18 protein-coding genes and 1 pseudogene are annotated in these 16,404 nt (G+C 62.7%); 7 read left to right on the plus strand and 12 right to left on the minus strand.

The window, feature by feature from the left end; genetic code table 11:
* Positions 1-6 precede the first annotated feature (6 nt).
* The gene (locus SAZ10_RS08015) at positions 7-894 is read left to right on the plus strand and encodes a branched-chain amino acid ABC transporter permease (RefSeq protein ID WP_318608685.1); all 888 of its coding nucleotides are present in this window, start codon (positions 7-9) and stop codon (positions 892-894) included.
* A gap of 1 nt (position 895) precedes the next feature.
* Positions 896-1,873, plus strand: coding sequence for a branched-chain amino acid ABC transporter permease (locus tag SAZ10_RS08020; protein WP_318608686.1), 978 nt, complete (start codon positions 896-898; stop codon positions 1,871-1,873).
* Positions 1,874-1,879: 6 nt separating this feature from the next.
* On the opposite strand, the gene SAZ10_RS08025 is transcribed toward SAZ10_RS08020, so the two are convergent.
* The 3 genes from SAZ10_RS08025 to SAZ10_RS08035 form a co-directional block, all read right to left on the minus strand.
* Positions 1,880-2,842, minus strand: coding sequence for an ABC transporter permease (locus SAZ10_RS08025; RefSeq protein ID WP_318608687.1), 963 nt, complete (start codon positions 2,840-2,842; stop codon positions 1,880-1,882).
* A gap of 33 nt (positions 2,843-2,875) precedes the next feature.
* Positions 2,876-4,375 carry a sugar ABC transporter ATP-binding protein gene (locus SAZ10_RS08030; protein ID WP_318608688.1) on the minus strand — a complete coding sequence of 500 codons (1,500 nt, stop codon included), beginning with the start codon at positions 4,373-4,375 and terminating at the stop codon, positions 2,876-2,878.
* 325 nt (positions 4,376-4,700) lie between these two features.
* A complete protein-coding gene (locus SAZ10_RS08035) occupies positions 4,701-5,651 on the minus strand; it encodes a substrate-binding domain-containing protein (protein ID WP_318608689.1) in 951 nt (316 codons plus the stop codon).
* 165 nt (positions 5,652-5,816) lie between these two features.
* Between SAZ10_RS08035 and SAZ10_RS08040 the strand changes: the two are divergent.
* Positions 5,817-6,796, plus strand: a pseudogene (locus SAZ10_RS08040) (IS1595 family transposase).
* Positions 6,797-6,964: 168 nt separating this feature from the next.
* Here SAZ10_RS08040 and SAZ10_RS08045 read toward each other — a convergent pair.
* Positions 6,965-7,738: a DUF1828 domain-containing protein gene (locus SAZ10_RS08045; protein WP_318608690.1), complete on the minus strand. Its 774-nt coding sequence runs from the start codon at positions 7,736-7,738 to the stop codon at positions 6,965-6,967.
* A gap of 638 nt (positions 7,739-8,376) precedes the next feature.
* Positions 8,377-9,849 (minus strand): xylulokinase, encoded by a 1,473-nt coding sequence (locus SAZ10_RS08050; protein WP_318608691.1) that lies wholly within the window; start codon positions 9,847-9,849, stop codon positions 8,377-8,379.
* 201 nt (positions 9,850-10,050) lie between these two features.
* Between SAZ10_RS08050 and SAZ10_RS08055 the strand changes: the two genes are divergently transcribed.
* Together SAZ10_RS08055 and SAZ10_RS08060 are read left to right on the plus strand one after the other, a co-directional pair.
* Positions 10,051-10,350, plus strand: coding sequence for a hypothetical protein (locus SAZ10_RS08055; protein ID WP_318608692.1), 300 nt, complete (start codon positions 10,051-10,053; stop codon positions 10,348-10,350).
* A 70-nt stretch (positions 10,351-10,420) separates the two neighbouring features.
* Entirely contained in the window at positions 10,421-10,624 is a 204-nt protein-coding gene (locus SAZ10_RS08060) for a DUF2905 domain-containing protein (protein WP_318608693.1), read from the plus strand.
* An 89-nt stretch (positions 10,625-10,713) separates the two neighbouring features.
* On the opposite strand, the gene SAZ10_RS08065 is transcribed toward SAZ10_RS08060, so the two are convergent.
* A complete protein-coding gene (locus SAZ10_RS08065; protein WP_318608694.1) occupies positions 10,714-11,307 on the minus strand; it encodes a hypothetical protein in 594 nt (197 codons plus the stop codon).
* Positions 11,308-11,387: 80 nt separating this feature from the next.
* Positions 11,388-11,513, minus strand: a complete 126-nt coding sequence (gene ykgO, locus SAZ10_RS08070; RefSeq protein WP_188824503.1) for a type B 50S ribosomal protein L36 — start codon at positions 11,511-11,513, stop codon at positions 11,388-11,390.
* Between the two features lie 161 nt (positions 11,514-11,674).
* Between ykgO and SAZ10_RS08075 the strand changes: the two genes are divergently transcribed.
* Complete coding sequence (locus SAZ10_RS08075) at positions 11,675-12,082, plus strand: lysozyme inhibitor LprI family protein (RefSeq protein WP_318608695.1); 408 nt, start codon at positions 11,675-11,677, stop codon at positions 12,080-12,082.
* A gap of 6 nt (positions 12,083-12,088) precedes the next feature.
* On the opposite strand, the gene SAZ10_RS08080 is transcribed toward SAZ10_RS08075, so the two are convergent.
* The 3 genes from SAZ10_RS08080 to SAZ10_RS08090 form a co-directional block, all read right to left on the minus strand.
* Complete coding sequence (locus SAZ10_RS08080) at positions 12,089-13,177, minus strand: 5-(carboxyamino)imidazole ribonucleotide synthase (RefSeq protein WP_318608696.1); 1,089 nt, start codon at positions 13,175-13,177, stop codon at positions 12,089-12,091.
* A complete protein-coding gene (gene purE / locus SAZ10_RS08085; protein WP_318609114.1) occupies positions 13,174-13,638 on the minus strand; it encodes a 5-(carboxyamino)imidazole ribonucleotide mutase in 465 nt (154 codons plus the stop codon). Before purE ends, SAZ10_RS08080 begins: the two co-directional genes overlap by 4 nt.
* A gap of 114 nt (positions 13,639-13,752) precedes the next feature.
* The gene (locus tag SAZ10_RS08090) at positions 13,753-13,956 is read right to left on the minus strand and encodes a YdcH family protein (RefSeq protein WP_318608697.1); all 204 of its coding nucleotides are present in this window, start codon (positions 13,954-13,956) and stop codon (positions 13,753-13,755) included.
* A 237-nt stretch (positions 13,957-14,193) separates the two neighbouring features.
* On the opposite strand from SAZ10_RS08090, the gene SAZ10_RS08095 reads away from it, so the two are divergent.
* On the plus strand, positions 14,194-14,373 hold the full coding sequence (locus tag SAZ10_RS08095) for a YdcH family protein (RefSeq protein ID WP_318608698.1): 180 nt from the start codon (positions 14,194-14,196) through the stop codon (positions 14,371-14,373).
* A 145-nt stretch (positions 14,374-14,518) separates the two neighbouring features.
* Here the strand turns inward: SAZ10_RS08095 and SAZ10_RS08100 are convergent, their stop codons facing one another.
* Together SAZ10_RS08100 and SAZ10_RS08105 are read right to left on the minus strand one after the other, a co-directional pair.
* Complete coding sequence (locus SAZ10_RS08100; protein WP_318608699.1) at positions 14,519-14,782, minus strand: metalloregulator ArsR/SmtB family transcription factor; 264 nt, start codon at positions 14,780-14,782, stop codon at positions 14,519-14,521.
* 347 nt (positions 14,783-15,129) lie between these two features.
* The gene (locus tag SAZ10_RS08105) at positions 15,130-16,371 is read right to left on the minus strand and encodes an MFS transporter (protein WP_318608700.1); all 1,242 of its coding nucleotides are present in this window, start codon (positions 16,369-16,371) and stop codon (positions 15,130-15,132) included.
* Between the last annotated feature and the right edge of the window lie 33 nt (positions 16,372-16,404).

Below are 16,404 nucleotides of genomic sequence, written 5' to 3' on the forward strand. Positions count from 1 at the left end.
CGCCCGATGACGATGATTTTCGGGATTCCCGTCCAGGCATTGCTCGGCCAATTGCTGGTCGGGCTGATCAACGGCTCATTCTACGCAATGCTCAGCCTGGGTCTTGCGATCATCTTCGGCCTGCTCCGCATCATCAATTTCGCCCATGGCGCCCAATATATGCTCGGCGCCTTCATCGGCTATCTGCTGCTCACCTGGGGCGGCATCGGCTACTGGCCGGCCCTCATCATAGCGCCGCTGGCTGTCGGGCTTTTCAGTGCCATCATCGAGCGCCTGGCGTTGTCGCGGCTCTACAAGGTCGACCCGCTCTATGGCCTGCTCTTCACCTTCGGCCTCGCCCTCGTTCTCGAAGGCGTGTTCCGCTATTTCTTTGGCGTCTCCGGACAGCCCTACGCGCCGCCGCCTCTGCTGGCCGGCGGCACCAATCTCGGCTTCATGTTCCTGCCGGTCTATCGGGGCTGGATAGTGCTCGCTTCACTGGTCGTCTGCCTCGGCACCTGGTTTGCGATCGAGAAGACGAGGCTCGGCGCCTATTTGAGGGCTGCGACGGAGAACCCGAGCCTCGTCCAGGCCTTCGGCGTGAACGTGCCGCTGCTGCTGACCCTGACCTACGGGGCCGGCGCCGCGCTGGCGGCTCTTGCCGGCATCATGGCGGCGCCGGTCTACCAGGTGAGCCCGCTGATGGGATCGAACCTGATCATCGTGGTGTTCGCCGTCGTGGTGGTCGGCGGCATGGGTTCCGTCCTCGGTGCGATCGTCACGGGCTATGTTCTCGGTCTCGTCGAGGGACTGACAAAAGTCTTCTATCCCGAGGCTTCCAGCATCGTGATTTTCGTCATCATGGCGCTGGTTCTGCTGGTCAGGCCCGCCGGCCTCTTCGGGAAGGACGCCTGACATGGCGGACCAGGCGGTGTCTCAGGCATGGGTCGGCCAGGGTACCAGGCTGCAGTGGCTGCTGCTTGCGCTCGCCATCGCAGCGCTGCTCGTCGCTCCGGCCTTTGTCTACCCGATCTTCCTGATGAAGATGCTGTGCTTCGCGCTGTTTGCCTGCGCGTTCAATTTGCTTTTGGGATATGCCGGATTGCTCTCTTTCGGCCACGCCGCAATGTTTGGCGGAGCCGCCTACTTCACGGCGCATGCGGCCAAGGTCTGGGGCTGGCCGCCGGAGGCCGCCATCCTGCTCGGCGTCGCTGGTGCCGCCGCTATGGGCCTGGTTATGGGCTTCTTTGCCATTCGGCGGCGCGGCATCTATTTCGCGATGATCACGCTCGCGCTGGCGCAGCTGTTCTACTTCTTCTGCCTGCAGGCTCCGTTCACCGGAGGGGAAGATGGTATACAGGGCGTGCCGCGTGGACAGCTGTTCGGACTGTTCGACCTGAACCAGCCGCTCACCATCTATTACTTCGTCCTGGTCGTATTCCTGGCCGGGCTTTTTGCCATCTGGCGGATCGTCAACTCGCCTTTCGGCATGATCCTCAGGTCCATCCGCGAGAACGAGAACCGCGCCATCTCGCTGGGCTATTCGGTCGCCAGATACAAGCTCGCCGCTTTCGTCATGTCAGCCGCGCTTTCCGGGCTGGCCGGCGCGGTGAAGGCGATCGTCTTCCAGTTCGCCACGCTGACCGACGTCGACTGGCAGATGTCCGGCGAGGTCATCCTGATGACCCTGCTCGGGGGCATCGGCACGATGATAGGTCCGGTCGCGGGAGCGGCACTCGTCGTGGCGCTCGAGAATTCGCTGGCGACGTCCGGCTTCCCGGTCACCATCGCCACCGGCCTCATCTTCATGGCATGCGTCCTGCTCTTCAGACGCGGCATCGTCGGCGAGATCCAGGCATGGCTCGATCGCCGCGGCGCGCGCAGCGAGGACTGAAGATGGCTACCCATTGCCCCGGCCGAAACTCGAGAACGCGACCGCAGCGACGATGATCGAGCCGACCAGGATTTCGCGAACATAGCTGTCGACTGCGAGCTGGGTCAGCCCGTTGTCGAGCACCCCGAGGATCAGTACTCCTACCAGCGTAGCGTGAACGCGCGGCTCGCCCTCCTCGCTCATGGTCATGCCGAGGAAGACAGCCGCAATGGCGTTTAGCATGAGACCGCTGCCTTGCGTCGGATTAGCCGAGGCGACGCGGCTGGCATACATCAGGCCGCCGATCGCGGCACCAAACCCCGTCAGCGCAAAGGCGGTGAGCCTCAGCGACCTGACCGGCACGCCGGCCAGGCGCGCAGCCTCCCTGTTGCCGCCGATCGCATAGAGGCGGCGGCCGAAGGCGGTCTGCTCGAGCAGCAGCCAGACCGCCAGAAACACAACCAGAGCGGCAATTGTCATGTAGGGCAGCATCACAGGCAGCTCGCCGAAAAGGTTGAGGTCGATCCCGCCCCTTGCGAAACCGCTGAATGACGGCGGGATGTCGCGGCCGAAGATCGTCCTGCCGCCGCTGACGAGGAAGGCGAAGCCGCTGAATATGGTGAGCGTGCCGAGCGTGGCCACGAACGGGAGAATCCCGACGATGCTGACCAGGAATCCGTTGAGCAGCCCGCCGGCGATCCCGATGGCGAGGGCTGCCGCGAGCCCGGCCGTGACGGAATAGCCCTGGCTGAAGAGGATAGCCGCGACGATGCCGGCAAGGCTCGCCATCGAACCGACGCTCAGGTCGAAATCCCCCATGGTCATGACGATTGTCATGGTGAAGGCGACCACCGCAAGCATGCTCATCTGCTGCGAGATGTTGAGCCAGTTGCGCGCTGTCATGAAGGTGTCCGGGATGCTCGCCCAGAAGAACAGCACAACCGCCAGGAAGCCGATCAGGGTGCCGTAGCGCCTGAGTGTCCTCGTCAAGTCCTTGCCTCGCATTCGTCCGCCCGCATTGGCCTAATCGTGGAAAAGATGCAGCAGCTCGGCCTGGCTGAGCCCTGCCGCCGGCTCGATTGTCAGCTGGCGGCCGTCGCGCATGATCAGTATCCGGTCGCAAAGGCCGAGCAGCTCGGGCAGGTCCGACGACGACATCAGGATCGAGGTGCCGGCTTCGCTGAGCTCGCGCATCAGCGTGTAGATGTCGAACCTAGCACCGACGTCGACGCCGCGGGTCGGCTCGTCGAGCAGCAGGATTGCGGGCCTGCCTGCCATCGCGCGCGCAAAGACCACCTTCTGCTGGTTGCCGCCGCTGAGATGGCGGCAGAGCTGCGACAGACGGGCCGCCTTGAGCCGAACCTGCCTGCCGAGATCACCTGCGACGGCGCGTTCACGTCGACGGTCGAGAAAGACCGAGAGCAGGCTGGTTTCGGCGAGATGCGGCAGCGTGACGTTATCGGTGACGCTGCGTGACAGCACCAGTCCCTCTTTTCGGCGCTCGCGTGGCACATAGGCGAAACCCCGGCGCCAGGCGGCTCCGGGGCTGAGCCCCGGGAGCAACGAGCCGTCCAGCGCGACATGGTGCGAGCGCTGCGCGTCGGCGCCGATGATGGCACGCATGAGCTCGCTCTGGCCGGCATTGGCGAGGCCGGCCACGCCGAGGATCTCGCCCTTGCGCAGCGAGAAGGAGATTCCCGAGACATGCTCGCTTGCAAGCGAGCGCACGTCGAGCGCAACGGAATCTTCGATCGGACCCCGCCGCGGTGGAAAAGCTTCCCCCACGTCGCGGCCGGTCATCAGCTGGATGATCTCTCGTCTGTCCGTCGCGGCGATCGCCATGGTTTTCACCGTGCGGCCGTCGCGCATGATGGTGACGCGGTCGCTGATGCGCATCACCTCGTCCATGCGGTGCGACACATAGAGGACGGCACAGCCGGCGGCCCTGAGCTCGCCGATCACGGCAAACAGCCTCTCCGACTCCTCGCTGCTCAGCGCGGCGGTGGGTTCGTCCATCACGAAGATCGAAGCGGGACGGGACGGGTCGGCGACCAACGTGCCTGCGATCCTCACAAGCATCTGGTCGCCGGTCGAGAGCCGCGCCATCTTGCGTCCGGGCTTGATGCCCGAAATCCGCAGCCGCTCGAGCGCCGCTGTCGCCTGCGCGTTGATCGCCTTCCAGTCGACAAAGGCGCCGAATCTTGTGGGATAGCGCTGGCCGAGAAACATGTTTTCGGCCACAGAGAGCTGCGGCACGACGTTGAGCTCCTGGTGGATGAAGCGCAGCCCATGCTCGAAAGCGTTCTGGGGGCTGTCCAGCCGCACCCGCCTGCGGTCGAGCGTAACGGCGCAGCTGTCGGGCTCGACCACCCCCGCAAGGATCTTGATCAGCGTCGATTTGCCGGCGCCGTTCTCGCCCATCAACGCATGCACCTCGCCGGCCTCGAGCTCGAGCGAAGCATCGATCAGCGCCGGCACGCCGGAATAGGCCTTCGAGACATTTGTGACGGAAAACAGCGGCATGCGCGCCTACAGCAATTTTTCGCGCTTGGCGCTTGTGCAGGCCCGTCCACCGCCTTCAGCGGTCCTCCTCCAATGTAAACGCAGGGCAATCGCATATGGCGGCGCGGACCCCCGCTCCGCCTCGCTTCGCTCGGCACCTCTCCCCCTCAAAAGGGGAGAGGAAGGGAGCCCGGCATCGCGGCCGGCGCTTCCTCTCCCTCGTCGACCGGGGGAGAGGTGGTTCGCGAAGCGAACCGGAGTGGGAGTCGACCTCAAATACGCTGCCCCTACACGAGTGACGGGTACCACGCGAAGCGTGGTGGAGGGGGCGATTCCGCGCCGCCGTCTACTTGCCGAGCTCGCCGACATTGGCTGATGTGACGAGCTTGGTCGGCACGTAAATGACGTTCTGCTTTGTCTTTTCGCCCTTGAGCGTGCGCGCTACCGCTTCGGCGGTGGCGGTGCCGATGCCGACGAAATCCTGGGCGACGGATGCCTCGAAATTGCCGCCGGCGGCGATCGCCTCGCGCGCCTGCGGGTTGGCGTCGATGCCGACGATGACGATGCCCTCATCGGTGCGCCCGGCCGCCTCGATCGCCTGCAAAGCGCCGAGTGCCGGCTGATCCCAGGCCGCCCATACCGCCTTGATGCTGCCCTTCTCGGGATGCGCCGCCAGGATCGCCTCCATCTTGGCACGCGAATCGGCAATGCCGCCGTCCTGGACGTCGGGCGTCACCCGGTCGATCACCTTGATGTCGGGAAAGTTCTTGAAGACGGCGTCCGCGATCACGCCGCGTACCTGTACCGGCGGGAATGCGTCGAACACGAACATCACGACATCGCCGGCGCCGCCGATGCGGTTGGCGACATAGACGCTGGTCTCGGCCGCCATGGCATAGCCGTTGCTGGTGACGTTGGTGACGAGCAGCGGGTCGGCGCCGGCATCCATGCCGAACACCGGAATTCCCGCGTCCTTGGCCGTTTGAAGCCCGGCGCTGACCTGCGCGGGATCGACGCTGATGACGATGGCATCGACCTTCTGGTTGACCGCATCCTCGATGCGGCTCACGACGGCGGCAACGTCGCCGGATGTGTCGATGACGTTGACTTCCCAACCCGGATTCTTCTTGGCCGCTTCCTTGAAGCCTTCGACGTAGAACTGCGTGCCGGGCTGCGCGAGATAGGGCGTAATCACTGCGATCTTCTCGGCCGCAGCCGCGCCCGCCCAGCCAGCGACAAGCACCGCGCCGGCAAGCAGCGGCCGTATCGTCGAAAGCACCTTCCCCAATCCGTTCATGCTACTCCTCCCCTGAATACAGCGGTACGAAAGCGGCACACATATCCATTTCGCAGTGATCCTGTCGAGCGGCGCGGAAATGCCGGGCTCGGCGTTGGGGAAGCTTACTTATATATACTTGACAAAGCACGCAAAAAGCGATAACAGACACAAGGAGTTATCGTAATGCGCCTCGACAGCTCGATTTTCCAAAACGCCGACGAAGCCCGCAAACACCTTGAGGCTCAGCGCTGGCCGAACGGTCCGATCTGCCCGCATTGCGGCAACATCAACCCTGAGCGCATCACTCAGATGCATGGGAAGGCGCATCGTCCCGGGCTGTACAATTGCATGGAATGCCGCGAACAGTTCACAGTGACGGTTGGGACCGTGTTCGAACGCTCCAAAATCCCGCTCAACCAATGGCTTCTGGCGACATTTCTCATGGCGTCGTCAAAGAAGGGCATAAGCGCGCACCAGCTGCACCGCATGCTTGGCGTGACCTACAAGACTGCATGGTTCATGGCGCATCGCATTCGCGAAGCCATGGCCGAAGACGTGAAGTCATCCGGCCCGGTTGGCGGCGAAGAAAAGACCGTCGAAGCCGACGAAACCTACATTGGCAAGCACGAGACGCCGCGCGTCAGCCGTCGCCGCAGCGCAAGAGCCGCCCCCTACATCAATAAGGGCAAGGGTGGTGGCGCACAGAAGCGTATCGTGGTCGGCTTTGTCGGGCAGTGGCAAGGCCCGCATGTTTCATCTGAATGATGCCACTACTTCAACCTTGCGCGATGTGCTCGTGCCCAACGCTCGACGCTCTATACCGACTTGTCTCGTCGCGCCTCTACACCCACACTGGTGAAGAGTACGCCACACACAAGACTACCAATCACGCCGTTGGCGAGTATGCCCGCCGCGAGGGCGATGTGGTTGTCCACTCCAACACGACTGAAGGGGTGGTCTCCGTATTCAAGCGCGGCATGATCCGCGCCTATCAGCATTGCGGCGAAGCGTACCTGCATCGCTACCTTGCAGAGTTCGACTTCCGCTACAACCGCCGCAGGGCTCCCCAGATCGCCGACCGCGAGCGCGACGACCCGTTGCTTGCCATGATCGAAGGCAAGCGCCTCACCTATCGGCGGATTGGTGAAGCCAATAACGCCTAAGCAGAAGGCGCGGCGCCGGATCGCTCGAGGAAGCGCCCGAAGAAGCCTTAGTCGGCTGCTTCTTTACGGCCCGACTTTTTCCGGCTTTACGCGTGTCGTGCGGTTGCGGCGGCGTCCCAAGCATCCGCTTGAGAGTATCGTTGAATCGCTTTTCGTCTGACTTCATTGTCATGCCACCTTGCCGAGGGCTTCGCGGGCTATACGCGATATTGCTGCATCTTCGTCGTCTCTGAACACAGGCACGGTCGCTAGGCGGTTGCTTGCCCTACGGCGGAGATCATTCGAAACCGCGTGATCGTCTTCAAGAAGAGCGACCACCGACAAATCCTGCTTCACCTCATGCAGCGCTGCAAAATGAAGGAAGATCGCATCGTTCACGCGGGCCGGACTATTCCCGAAAAATATTGCGACCGGTGGGCGGTCGCTAGCCTCCAGCACCATATCAGGCGTCACCTCAGATAGACGCGAGCTAACGGGTTCATTCTCCCTTATCCTGGCGCGATCACCGACTGCCGACCTTATTCTCTCTGCCGCGTCTTCCTTAAAGGTGGAGGCGATCTTCTCTTGTGTGAGCAAGAGAAAATCATTCATGCGAATCATCACACCGACGAACTCTAGCGCCCTCGACGGAAGCTCCGTCTCAGGAAACGAGACCGTTTTGATCGTACCATCGCTTTGATCGAAATGAGCCTCAATTGAGGATAGCAGGCTCTCTAGCCCGCGACGCCGAGTATCCGTCTCGAAATCGACGCCGGCCGCCTCCAGCTGTTGGATGGTAGCGCCGTCATCCTCAAGCCTGAAAGTACCGTCCTCAATCTTGATCACATAAAACGACACTCGGTCGCCATCATCGCGCCTAAACGCCGTCGAAACGGCGAGGCCGGCCGGCACCTCCGTTACGGTGATGTCATTGCAAAACGCTTGGCAGAGATCGGTCTTCATACCATCCCCTCGGCCTTATCGATATTGAAGATCGATATTGCGCAATTAAAGGCAGTCTGGGCAGAAAGGGGCTGCTTTAGGTGCCTGAATTCGGTTCTACGATGGTGTGACGACGCCTTCGGTATGCGAACGGTGCCGAATCTGTTGAACGCAGGGTTAAGATTGGCCAAGTCCCCGCAATGGGCGTGGCAATGCCAGCCCGGCTCGCTCGCGTGATATTCGTACTCACAGAGCACGATTGTCTCTCCACCCTTGGTGACGCCAAGGGTGGCGCGAAATATGCGCTTCGCTTCATTGAATAGTAGCCTAACGCGACAGTCGTGGCCGTCCGCTTGAAACGAAATGATTCGCCACTGGTAAAGCGGCCCGTACTTGTACGCCTTGGCCTTGGCGCGACGTGACGGCCATTTGGGGCGCGGTATCTCACCGCGCTTCCAATCCCCTCCCGTCTCGACGGAAGTCTTTTCCGCCGCGATGATCCCCCTCAGATTCATGGCGATCCCCCATAGCCCGAAAATTGCTAGGGAATCAGCTCTACTTGTCAAGCATATAATTAGGAAAGTTTACCTTTTTGGCAGAGGGCGAATTCCCTTGAGGATGTGCCAAGTGTTGAAAAGTAAACTTTCCGGGCTTCAGACTCACCCCCCATGGAACTCGACAAGCTTTCGGCTGAGTTCCCTCGTCGCCTCGTAAGTCTCCTTGTAGAGGTCGAAGCCAAACTCATGCCGCGCTGCGCTATTCGGATTGGGATGATATTCCCGGTCGAAATCGATGATGGTGGCGATTGCCTCGCCGAGCGTCGGAAAGACGCCGCTGCCGACCGCCGCGATTGCGGCAGCGCCGAGTGCGGCGACGTCGCTGGTCGCCACACGGCGGAGCGTGCGGCCGAGTATGTCGGCGCGGATCTGGTTCCAGACCTCCGACTGGAAGCCACCGCCCCCGCAATGGATCGGCTCGACCCGGCAATCGGCCGACCGTTCCAGGCTTTCCAGAAGCCAGCGTGCGGAATAGCCGACACCTTCCATCACGGCACGCGCGACATGGGCAGGTCCCATCCCGGCATCGAGGCCGACGAAGAGGCCGCGGGCATGCGCATCCCAGATCGGCGCCCGCTCGCCCTGCAGATGCGGCAGGAAGAGGGGCACGCGCTCGTTCGGTTCAAGTGTCGCCGCGAGCGCGGACAGTTCCTCCGGGTTCTTGCCGAAAAGACCGCCCAGCCAGGCAATCGAGGCACCGCCGGACTGCGTCGGTGCAGCATGCAAGGTGATGCCGTCATAGGTCGGAAAAGCGATCACCCCGGGAGTCGGAACGCGGCTCGGCGAGACAATGCCCATGATCTCGCTCGTTCCGCTGAGATACATGGCAGCGTCCGGCCGATGCACGCCGACACCGAACATGCCGCCCCAGGCGTCCATGGCGCCGACCATCACCGGCGTTCCCGCGCAAGGCAGGCCGCCGACGATCCCGCCCGCAACATGCGTGAACCCATGCAGAGGCGCCAGACGGGATGCAGCGCCCGGCACCAGATCGAGCAGCGGGCTGAGATAGCCGAGTTCATGGCCGACAAGCCCGACCGACGCGATCGGGTCGGCCACTGCTTCGCCCGTCAGGCGCAGGATGCAGTAATCCTTCGGCGCCATGACCCATCGCGTCATCTCCCAGAGGTCGGGATGATGGCGGCGCATCCAGGCCATGCGACTAAGTCCGTGGCTGGCATCGATCGGCAGCGGAGCGCCCCACCATTCGATTCGCCTGGCGTTGTCGACTTGCGCATCGAGTTCCGCCGCGACAGAGGCGCAGCGACCGTCCTGCCAGACGATCGCCGGTGCGAGCGCGCGACCGCTGCCGTCGACGAAAACATGAGTGTTCACCTGCGAGCAGATGCCGATGCCTTTCAGCCCGCCCAAGTCGAAATTCCGCTCGAAATAGGCAAGCGCGCCGAGCACACGGTAGAGCCAGGCTTCGGGATCCTGCTCGACGACGCCATTGCCTGCCCGCGCGGTCGGGTAGCTGCCCGAGAAACGGTCGAGCTGTCTGCCGTCGGTCGTGGCGAGCAACGCCTTGACGGTCGTCGTGCCGACATCGATGCCGATGATTGTGTCCTCTGCCATCGAGCCGCGAACCCCATCCCTCCAGAAAAACCGCAAGAGCCTTCCAGCCCTTGAGACACTTATCGACGCATCGCGAGCCGACGACAATGCCCGTCGCCGGCAGTTTCATCGAGCTTGCCCGAAGGTGCCATCGGCCCTCTGGACTTCATCGTCAGGCCGGGCATGGTATTGCCATCAGCGGATGGCTGCAGGAGAGATGCGATGGACGAGCCTCAAGAGTGGCGCAACATGGCCAGTGCCCCGAGGGACGGCAGCAGGATTCTGGTGACCGTCCGGCCGTCCGAACAGGGGCCGGCGGAAGTCGATGTCGCCTATTGGGCGAGGCACGACCAGTTCGGCATGGAAGGCTGGCGCGCCGCCGAATCCCATCCGGGACAGATCATCGAATATGCCGAACCCGAGCTGAAATGCTGGATGCCGCTTCCGAGGGCCAATGCGGCCGGCAGGCCGAGCCCCTGGGAAGGCGACGACGCGGAGCAACTGGACGGATCAGGCATCTGATCCAATTGCAACTGCCCTTGCCTCAAGTCCAGCGCCTCCCATCTTCGTTACCGAATAGGCCCATGGAGCCATGCAACGGTTCCTGATCATAATCGGCGTCGTGCTTGTCGTGGTGGGTGTGCTGTGGCCGTTCATCCAGCGGCTGGGCCTCGGCCGCCTGCCGGGCGACATCGTGGTCGACCGGCCGGGCTTCACCTTCTACTTTCCGCTCGCGACGTCGATCATCGTCAGCGTGGTGCTGAGCCTTCTTCTCTGGCTATTCAGCGGCAAATGAAAGCGAGGAAGCCGTTCGCCGCATTGGCTGGCCGCAAGCAGGGCAAGCACAAGTCTGGTCGCGACCGTGAAGGATCTGCCGAACGAGCTTCAGATGGCTTCGCCGGCAAGCTCCTCCGAGATCGTGGCGACCTCGTTCTGCACGTTGCGCATCATCGGATAGATTTCGAGGACGCGCTGGTAGACCCGCAGAGCGGCTTCCTTGCGGCCTGTATTTTTCAGGATTTGCGCCATGCCGGACAGAGCGCCGAAATGCCGCGGCTCAAGGGCCAGCGTATGGTCGATGTCGGACATCGACTTCGCATAGTTCGACATCAGGAAATGTACGGTCGCCCGGCGGTTCCAGCCTTCGGCATATCCCGGGTCGAGCGTCGTCACCTGGTCAAGGAAATCGAGCGCTACGTCGTATTTCTTCTCTTCCGTCGCCTTCTGCGCCCACTGCATGATGAGATCGATCGAAGCGCTGCCGGACTGAGACCATTGCTCCCAAATCTGCCCTGCAATCCGCTCGGCCGCCTTCTCGTTGCGCTCGCGCTTGAGCTTGGTGAACAGATTATCGATGCGGGCTTGCTTGCTGTCGGACGGTGCCGCTTTCTGCGCAGGCTCGGTTTGCTCGCCCGCGAAGGCTGGCTGGGTCAGCCCGGCCAGCAGAATCAGGAGCGGAATCGCCACAAAGCTACGCATCTGCGAATAGCTAGTCGCGCAGACGCGATCGTCAAACTGAATTTCGCGTGATGGCCGCGTCCGGGTAGACGCAGCGCGTCTCAGCCCTGACGAGCCTTGTAACGCGGAGCCGTCTTGTTGATGATGTAGATACGGCCCTTGCGGCGAACCATGCGGTTGTCGCGGTGGCGGCCTTTGAGAGCCTTGAGCGAATTCTTGATCTTCATTGTTCTTGCCCGTCGGGTTGGCCCCAGCCGGGCCGAATATGAAAGGCGCGCCCAAGAGCGCGCCCAAACCGGCGTGGCTCATAGACGATGAAACGGGATTATGTCAACCGCGCCATGTCGGATATCAATCGGACTCCGCTATTCGAGATTCGGAGAAATCGATGCGATTGATGGCTTCCGTCGTGTGCCTGTCCCTGTTTTCGGGCATGTCCTCAGCTATTGCCGCAGACTGCAACGACCAGTCCACGCAAAGCGATCTCAACATCTGCGGGGACCAGGACTTCAAGGCGGCGGACAAGGCGCTCAACGACGTCTACAGGACGATCGTCAAACGGCTGTCGCAGGATCCTGAGGGCAAGACGCGGCTGACCTCATCACAAAAGGCCTGGATCGCCTTTCGCGACGCCGAATGCGACTTCCAGTCGGGCAACTCGATCCAGGGCAGCATCCATCCGATGCTTGTTCTGATCTGCCGGACGGGATTGACCAAGACGCGCACGGAGGAGCTGAAGGTCTACCTCAAATGCGACGAGGGGGACACGCTCTGCCCGGTGCCCGCGACCGAGTAGGCCCCGTCAAGGCTGCTTCAGCCGCGTGAAATGCCCCATCTTCCTCCCGGGCCGTACGTGCGCCTTGCCGTAGAGGTGCAGCACGATGTCCGGTTCGGCGAGCAGTTCAGGGGCGCGCGAGGCTTCGTCGCCGATCAGGTTCTCCATAATGCAGTCTGAATGCCGCGTCGTGTCGCCGAGCGGCAGGCCGGCAACGGCGCGGATGTGCTGCTCGAACTGCGAGATGCTTGAAGCGGCTTCAGTCCAATGGCCCGAATTGTGGACGCGCGGCGCGATCTCGTTGGCGACCAGCGAGCCATCCTCGAGCACGAAGAGCTCCACGCCGATCACGCCGACATAGTCGAGCGCCTCCATGATCGCGAATGCCGTTTCACGCGCCTTCGACGCGGTTTCCGGCGAAATGGCGGCCGGCACGGTCGAACTGCGCAGAATGCCGCCGTGGTGAACGTTCTCTGCCGGGTCGTAGGCGGCGAGCCTGCCGTCCTGTCCGCGAACGCCGATCACTGAGATCTCACGCACGAACGGCACGAGCGATTCGAGGATGAGCGGCACACCGCCCATTTGCGCGTGCACCCCCGCTACATCGCTCGCGCTGGCGTTGCGGAATACGCGCTGGCCCTTGCCGTCATAACCGAGCCGCCGCGTCTTCAGGACGCCGCTCCCGCCGAAAGCCGAAAGCGCAGCGGCGAGCTCCGCGTCGCCATCCACAGGAAAGTAGGAGGCTGTGGATATTCCAGCTTTGTTGAGGAAAGACTTTTCGACGAGCCGGTCCTGCGAGACCTCCAGCGCACGCGGCGGCGGATAGACCGGGACTGTCTGCGTCAGCTCGGCTGCGGCTTTGACGGGCACGTTCTCGAATTCATATGTGATGGCCGCCGTGCTTCCCGCAAGCTCGTCGAGCGCAGCAGGCTCGTCATAGGCCGCAATGATCTGGCGGTTTGCGACCTGCGCAGCCGGGCAGTCGGGCTCAGGCTCGAGGACGATCGTGCGGTAACCGAGCCGTGCCGCCGCCATGGCCAGCATGCGGCCGAGCTGCCCGCCGCCGATGATGCCGATCGTCTCGCCGGCCGGGATGGGCTTCTTCTTGTCGGTCATTCGCCGTCCGACGGAGTCTCGGCCACCGCTCCGGTCTGCCTGGCACGCCAGTCATCGAGCCGTCCGGCTAGGTCGGCATCGGAAAGCGCAAGCACCGCCGCGGCAAGCAGCGCCGCATTGATGGCGCCGGACTTGCCGATCGCGAGCGTGCCGACAGGAATGCCGGCCGGCATCTGCACGATGGAGAGCAGTGAGTCCTGGCCGGACAACGCCTTCGATTCCACCGGGACGCCGAACACCGGCAGCGGCGTCAGCGCGGCCGTCATGCCCGGCAGATGTGCGGCCCCCCCTGCCCCGGCGATGATGACTTTGAATCCTGCGTCGCGCGCGCCTTTGGCGAACTGGTAGAGCCGGTCCGGTGTCCGATGGGCCGAGATGATGCGGCTTTCATATCGCAGGCCAAGCGCTTCCAGCGTTTCCGCGGCATGCCGCATGGTCGCCCAGTCGGACTGGCTGCCCATGATGATGGCGATATCGGCGCGCTCTTCCGTCACGAACTCACCCTGCGTTCGGAAAAGCGGCGCTTAGCGGAATTCGGATGAAGCCGCAAGGACGCCCGAATCGGCACGCTGGCCTCAGGCGATGATGTCGGGGATAAGCTTGTCCTCGAGCGCCTTCAGCCGATCCTTCATGGCGAGCTTCTTCTTCTTCATCCGCTGGATCTGCAGCGCGTCGCAGCCCGTGGCGATCATGGCGTTGATCGCGGCGTCGAGATCCATATGCTCCTGCTTTAGGCGCGCAAACTCAAGGCGAATCTCGGCCTGTTCCTGTTCCGACATGTCTTCCGTCTGAAGAATCTCCAGGCACCTCCAGGCGCCATAAGGGGCGGGTCCGGAGGCAGATCGCTACCGGCGTGCCGCCATAGCACATTTCGCGATCACGGGAAATGCTACTACCCGGCATTCGACTTCCGGCCAATAAGGTGGCAAACTGTCATCGTACCGTCACGGTGCGTCGTATGCGGTGGAAAACCGTGGTTGGTGCAACGAGGAAAACCGTGAAAGGGAGAGTCAATAATGTCTCTTGAATCCCACCTTGAGGAGCTGAAGCGCAGACACGGGGATATTGAGCGAGAGATCAGCGAAGCCATGCTTCATCCCTCGGTCGATGACCTCGAGATCCTCGAGCTGAAGCGGCGCAAGCTGGCAATCAAGGACGAAATCGAAAAACTGAGGATCGATCAGACGAAACACTAGATCCGACCAAGACCCGCAAATACCGATCCACCGGCGGCACGTCGTGTCGCCGGGCCAGGGGGTGGTGATGCTTCCAAAAGAATATTAGGCCTTTCGAAAATTGCAGCGGCGACGCCGAACAGCCGCGGATGAGAGGCCTGGTGGCTCAGACCTCCCAGAACTGATCAAGCCAGATGTTGAGCTTCATGAAGCCGGAGGCGCTAACGGCATAGATGCGTCTCGTCCCTTCCGAACGGGCGCTGACCAGGCCGGCGTCGAGCAGCACCTTGAGATGCTGCGATACCGCGGGCCTCGACACGGGCAGGCCGGAAGCGAGCTCATTGACCGTCTTCGGGCCGCGCCGAAGTTCTTCCAGAAGATAGCGCCGGTGAGGATCGGCGATCGCCAGGAATGCGTCCGAGGAGATCATGCGCTATCTTTGCGGCAATACTTCCGGAATCTCAACTCTTTGTTGCGTGGACGAAGTGAGCGACCTTTGTTTGGCTGGAGCCCTCTCCGCCTTCACCCCTGCCCTCTAGTCCGCGATCCGGCTCGCCTACTGGAGTACCCCTCATCCGTCTCGGCGCTAAAGCGCCGAGCCACCTTCTCCCACAAGGGGAGAAGGGGAAGCGCTGCAGATGCGTCGCTGCCAATCTCCAAGGTTTTGAGACTTGCGGCGAGCTGAATACCAGGCTCCCCCTTCGCCCCCTGTGGGTGGATCGGCGCGAAGCGCCGAGACGGATGAGAGGTACTCCAGTAGGCGAGTCCGACCGCGGACTAATCCGTCGGCCCTGTGCGCGGGTCGAGCCGGGCGGCTTCGGGCGTGATCACCCGATCGGACGGCAATGTCTTGAACGCATCCTTCGCCGCTTGCGGCACCGGCGCCCGGCGATTGATGCGCAGCAGCGTATAGGCGGCCAGGGAAAGATGCGCGAGCGCCGTCGCCAGGAACAGGCTTTCGGGCCGCAACTCTCCCATCAGCAGCGCGCCGAGAACGGGACCGACCATCGTGCCGAACCCGTAGAGCAGCAGAAGTCCGCCAGAGACCTTCACGAACTCCTCCTGCCTCGCATGGTCGTTGGCATGGGCAACGGCAATCGAATAGAGCGTGTAGGCAAGCGCGCCGTAGCCCCCTGTCATGACGATGACGAGCGGGCCTGAACGCGGCTGCACCAGGAAGACGAGCAGGGCGAACACGGAAGCGCCGACAGCCGCGGCCGACAGCACATAGCGCCGGTCGGTCAGGTCGGAGACGCGGCCGGCCGGCAGCTGCATGACCGCGCCCGAGACGACGACGATGCTCATCATCAGCGCGATCTCGACAGTCGAGATGCCGATGCGCGCGCCATAGACCGCTCCCAACGTCCCCCAGGCGCCGTTCGCGATCCCGATCAGAAAGCAGCCGACGAAGGAGACCGGGGAATTCGCATAGAGGCTTTTGAGGTCGAGCGAGACGTTCTCCAGCGGCCTCGGCGTCGCCTGCGAGGAGACGGCCGTCGGGATCAGCGAGCAGCAGAAGAATATGCCGGCGACCATGAACAGCGACGCCTGCGTGACGTCGCCGGCCGCGACAATCATCTGGCCCGCCATGATCGAGGCGTAGGTGACCATCATGTAGAGGCCGAACACGGTGCCGCGGTTCTTGTTGGTGGCCTTCTCATTGAGCCAGCTCTCGATCACCATGAAGCAGCCCGCCATGCTGAAGCCGGTGAAGGCGCGCAAGGCGATCCAGACATATTCGTTGATGATGAGCCCGGTGAGCAGCGCGATAATGGCGCCGGACGCGGCAAAGGCCCCGAAGGCACGGACGTGGCCAACGTTGCGCACCAGCCGCGGCGCGAAGAAGCAGCCTGCCACGAACCCTCCTGCCCAGGCCGTTCCGAGGAGGCCGAGCGAGGTCGTCGAAAAGCCTTCGGCCTGCCCCCTCAATGGCAGGAGCAGCCCATGCAGGCCGGACGCGGCGAGCAGGAAGGCGGTACCCCGAAGAAGGGAAAATATCGGGCGATAGGCTGCAAGCATGCTTTACCCGCGGCAGGTTCGTGGAGAGCGAAT

The sequence above is a fragment of the Mesorhizobium sp. BAC0120 genome (assembly GCF_033542235.1).
GTDB lineage: Bacteria > Pseudomonadota > Alphaproteobacteria > Rhizobiales > Rhizobiaceae > JAWRCU01.

What these genes read in the sequence shown, in the direction of transcription:
- SAZ10_RS08015 (WP_318608685.1), top strand. Translation starts at nt 7, where the DNA reads ATGACGATGATTTTCGGGATTCCCGTCCAGGCATTGCTCGGCCAATTG.
- SAZ10_RS08020 (WP_318608686.1), top strand. Translation starts at nt 896, where the DNA reads ATGGCGGACCAGGCGGTGTCTCAGGCATGGGTCGGCCAGGGTACCAGG.
- SAZ10_RS08030 (WP_318608688.1), bottom strand. Translation starts at nt 4,375, where the DNA reads ATGCCGCTGTTTTCCGTCACAAATGTCTCGAAGGCCTATTCCGGCGTG.
- SAZ10_RS08035 (WP_318608689.1), bottom strand. Translation starts at nt 5,651, where the DNA reads ATGAACGGATTGGGGAAGGTGCTTTCGACGATACGGCCGCTGCTTGCC.
- SAZ10_RS08045 (WP_318608690.1), bottom strand. Translation starts at nt 7,738, where the DNA reads ATGAAGACCGATCTCTGCCAAGCGTTTTGCAATGACATCACCGTAACG.
- SAZ10_RS08050 (WP_318608691.1), bottom strand. Translation starts at nt 9,849, where the DNA reads ATGGCAGAGGACACAATCATCGGCATCGATGTCGGCACGACGACCGTC.
- SAZ10_RS08055 (WP_318608692.1), top strand. Translation starts at nt 10,051, where the DNA reads ATGGACGAGCCTCAAGAGTGGCGCAACATGGCCAGTGCCCCGAGGGAC.
- SAZ10_RS08060 (WP_318608693.1), top strand. Translation starts at nt 10,421, where the DNA reads ATGCAACGGTTCCTGATCATAATCGGCGTCGTGCTTGTCGTGGTGGGT.
- SAZ10_RS08065 (WP_318608694.1), bottom strand. Translation starts at nt 11,307, where the DNA reads ATGCGTAGCTTTGTGGCGATTCCGCTCCTGATTCTGCTGGCCGGGCTG.
- ykgO (WP_188824503.1), bottom strand. Translation starts at nt 11,513, where the DNA reads ATGAAGATCAAGAATTCGCTCAAGGCTCTCAAAGGCCGCCACCGCGAC.
- SAZ10_RS08075 (WP_318608695.1), top strand. Translation starts at nt 11,675, where the DNA reads ATGCGATTGATGGCTTCCGTCGTGTGCCTGTCCCTGTTTTCGGGCATG.
- SAZ10_RS08080 (WP_318608696.1), bottom strand. Translation starts at nt 13,177, where the DNA reads ATGACCGACAAGAAGAAGCCCATCCCGGCCGGCGAGACGATCGGCATC.
- purE (WP_318609114.1), bottom strand. Translation starts at nt 13,638, where the DNA reads ATGGGCAGCCAGTCCGACTGGGCGACCATGCGGCATGCCGCGGAAACG.
- SAZ10_RS08090 (WP_318608697.1), bottom strand. Translation starts at nt 13,956, where the DNA reads ATGTCGGAACAGGAACAGGCCGAGATTCGCCTTGAGTTTGCGCGCCTA.
- SAZ10_RS08095 (WP_318608698.1), top strand. Translation starts at nt 14,194, where the DNA reads ATGTCTCTTGAATCCCACCTTGAGGAGCTGAAGCGCAGACACGGGGAT.
- SAZ10_RS08100 (WP_318608699.1), bottom strand. Translation starts at nt 14,782, where the DNA reads ATGATCTCCTCGGACGCATTCCTGGCGATCGCCGATCCTCACCGGCGC.
- SAZ10_RS08105 (WP_318608700.1), bottom strand. Translation starts at nt 16,371, where the DNA reads ATGCTTGCAGCCTATCGCCCGATATTTTCCCTTCTTCGGGGTACCGCC.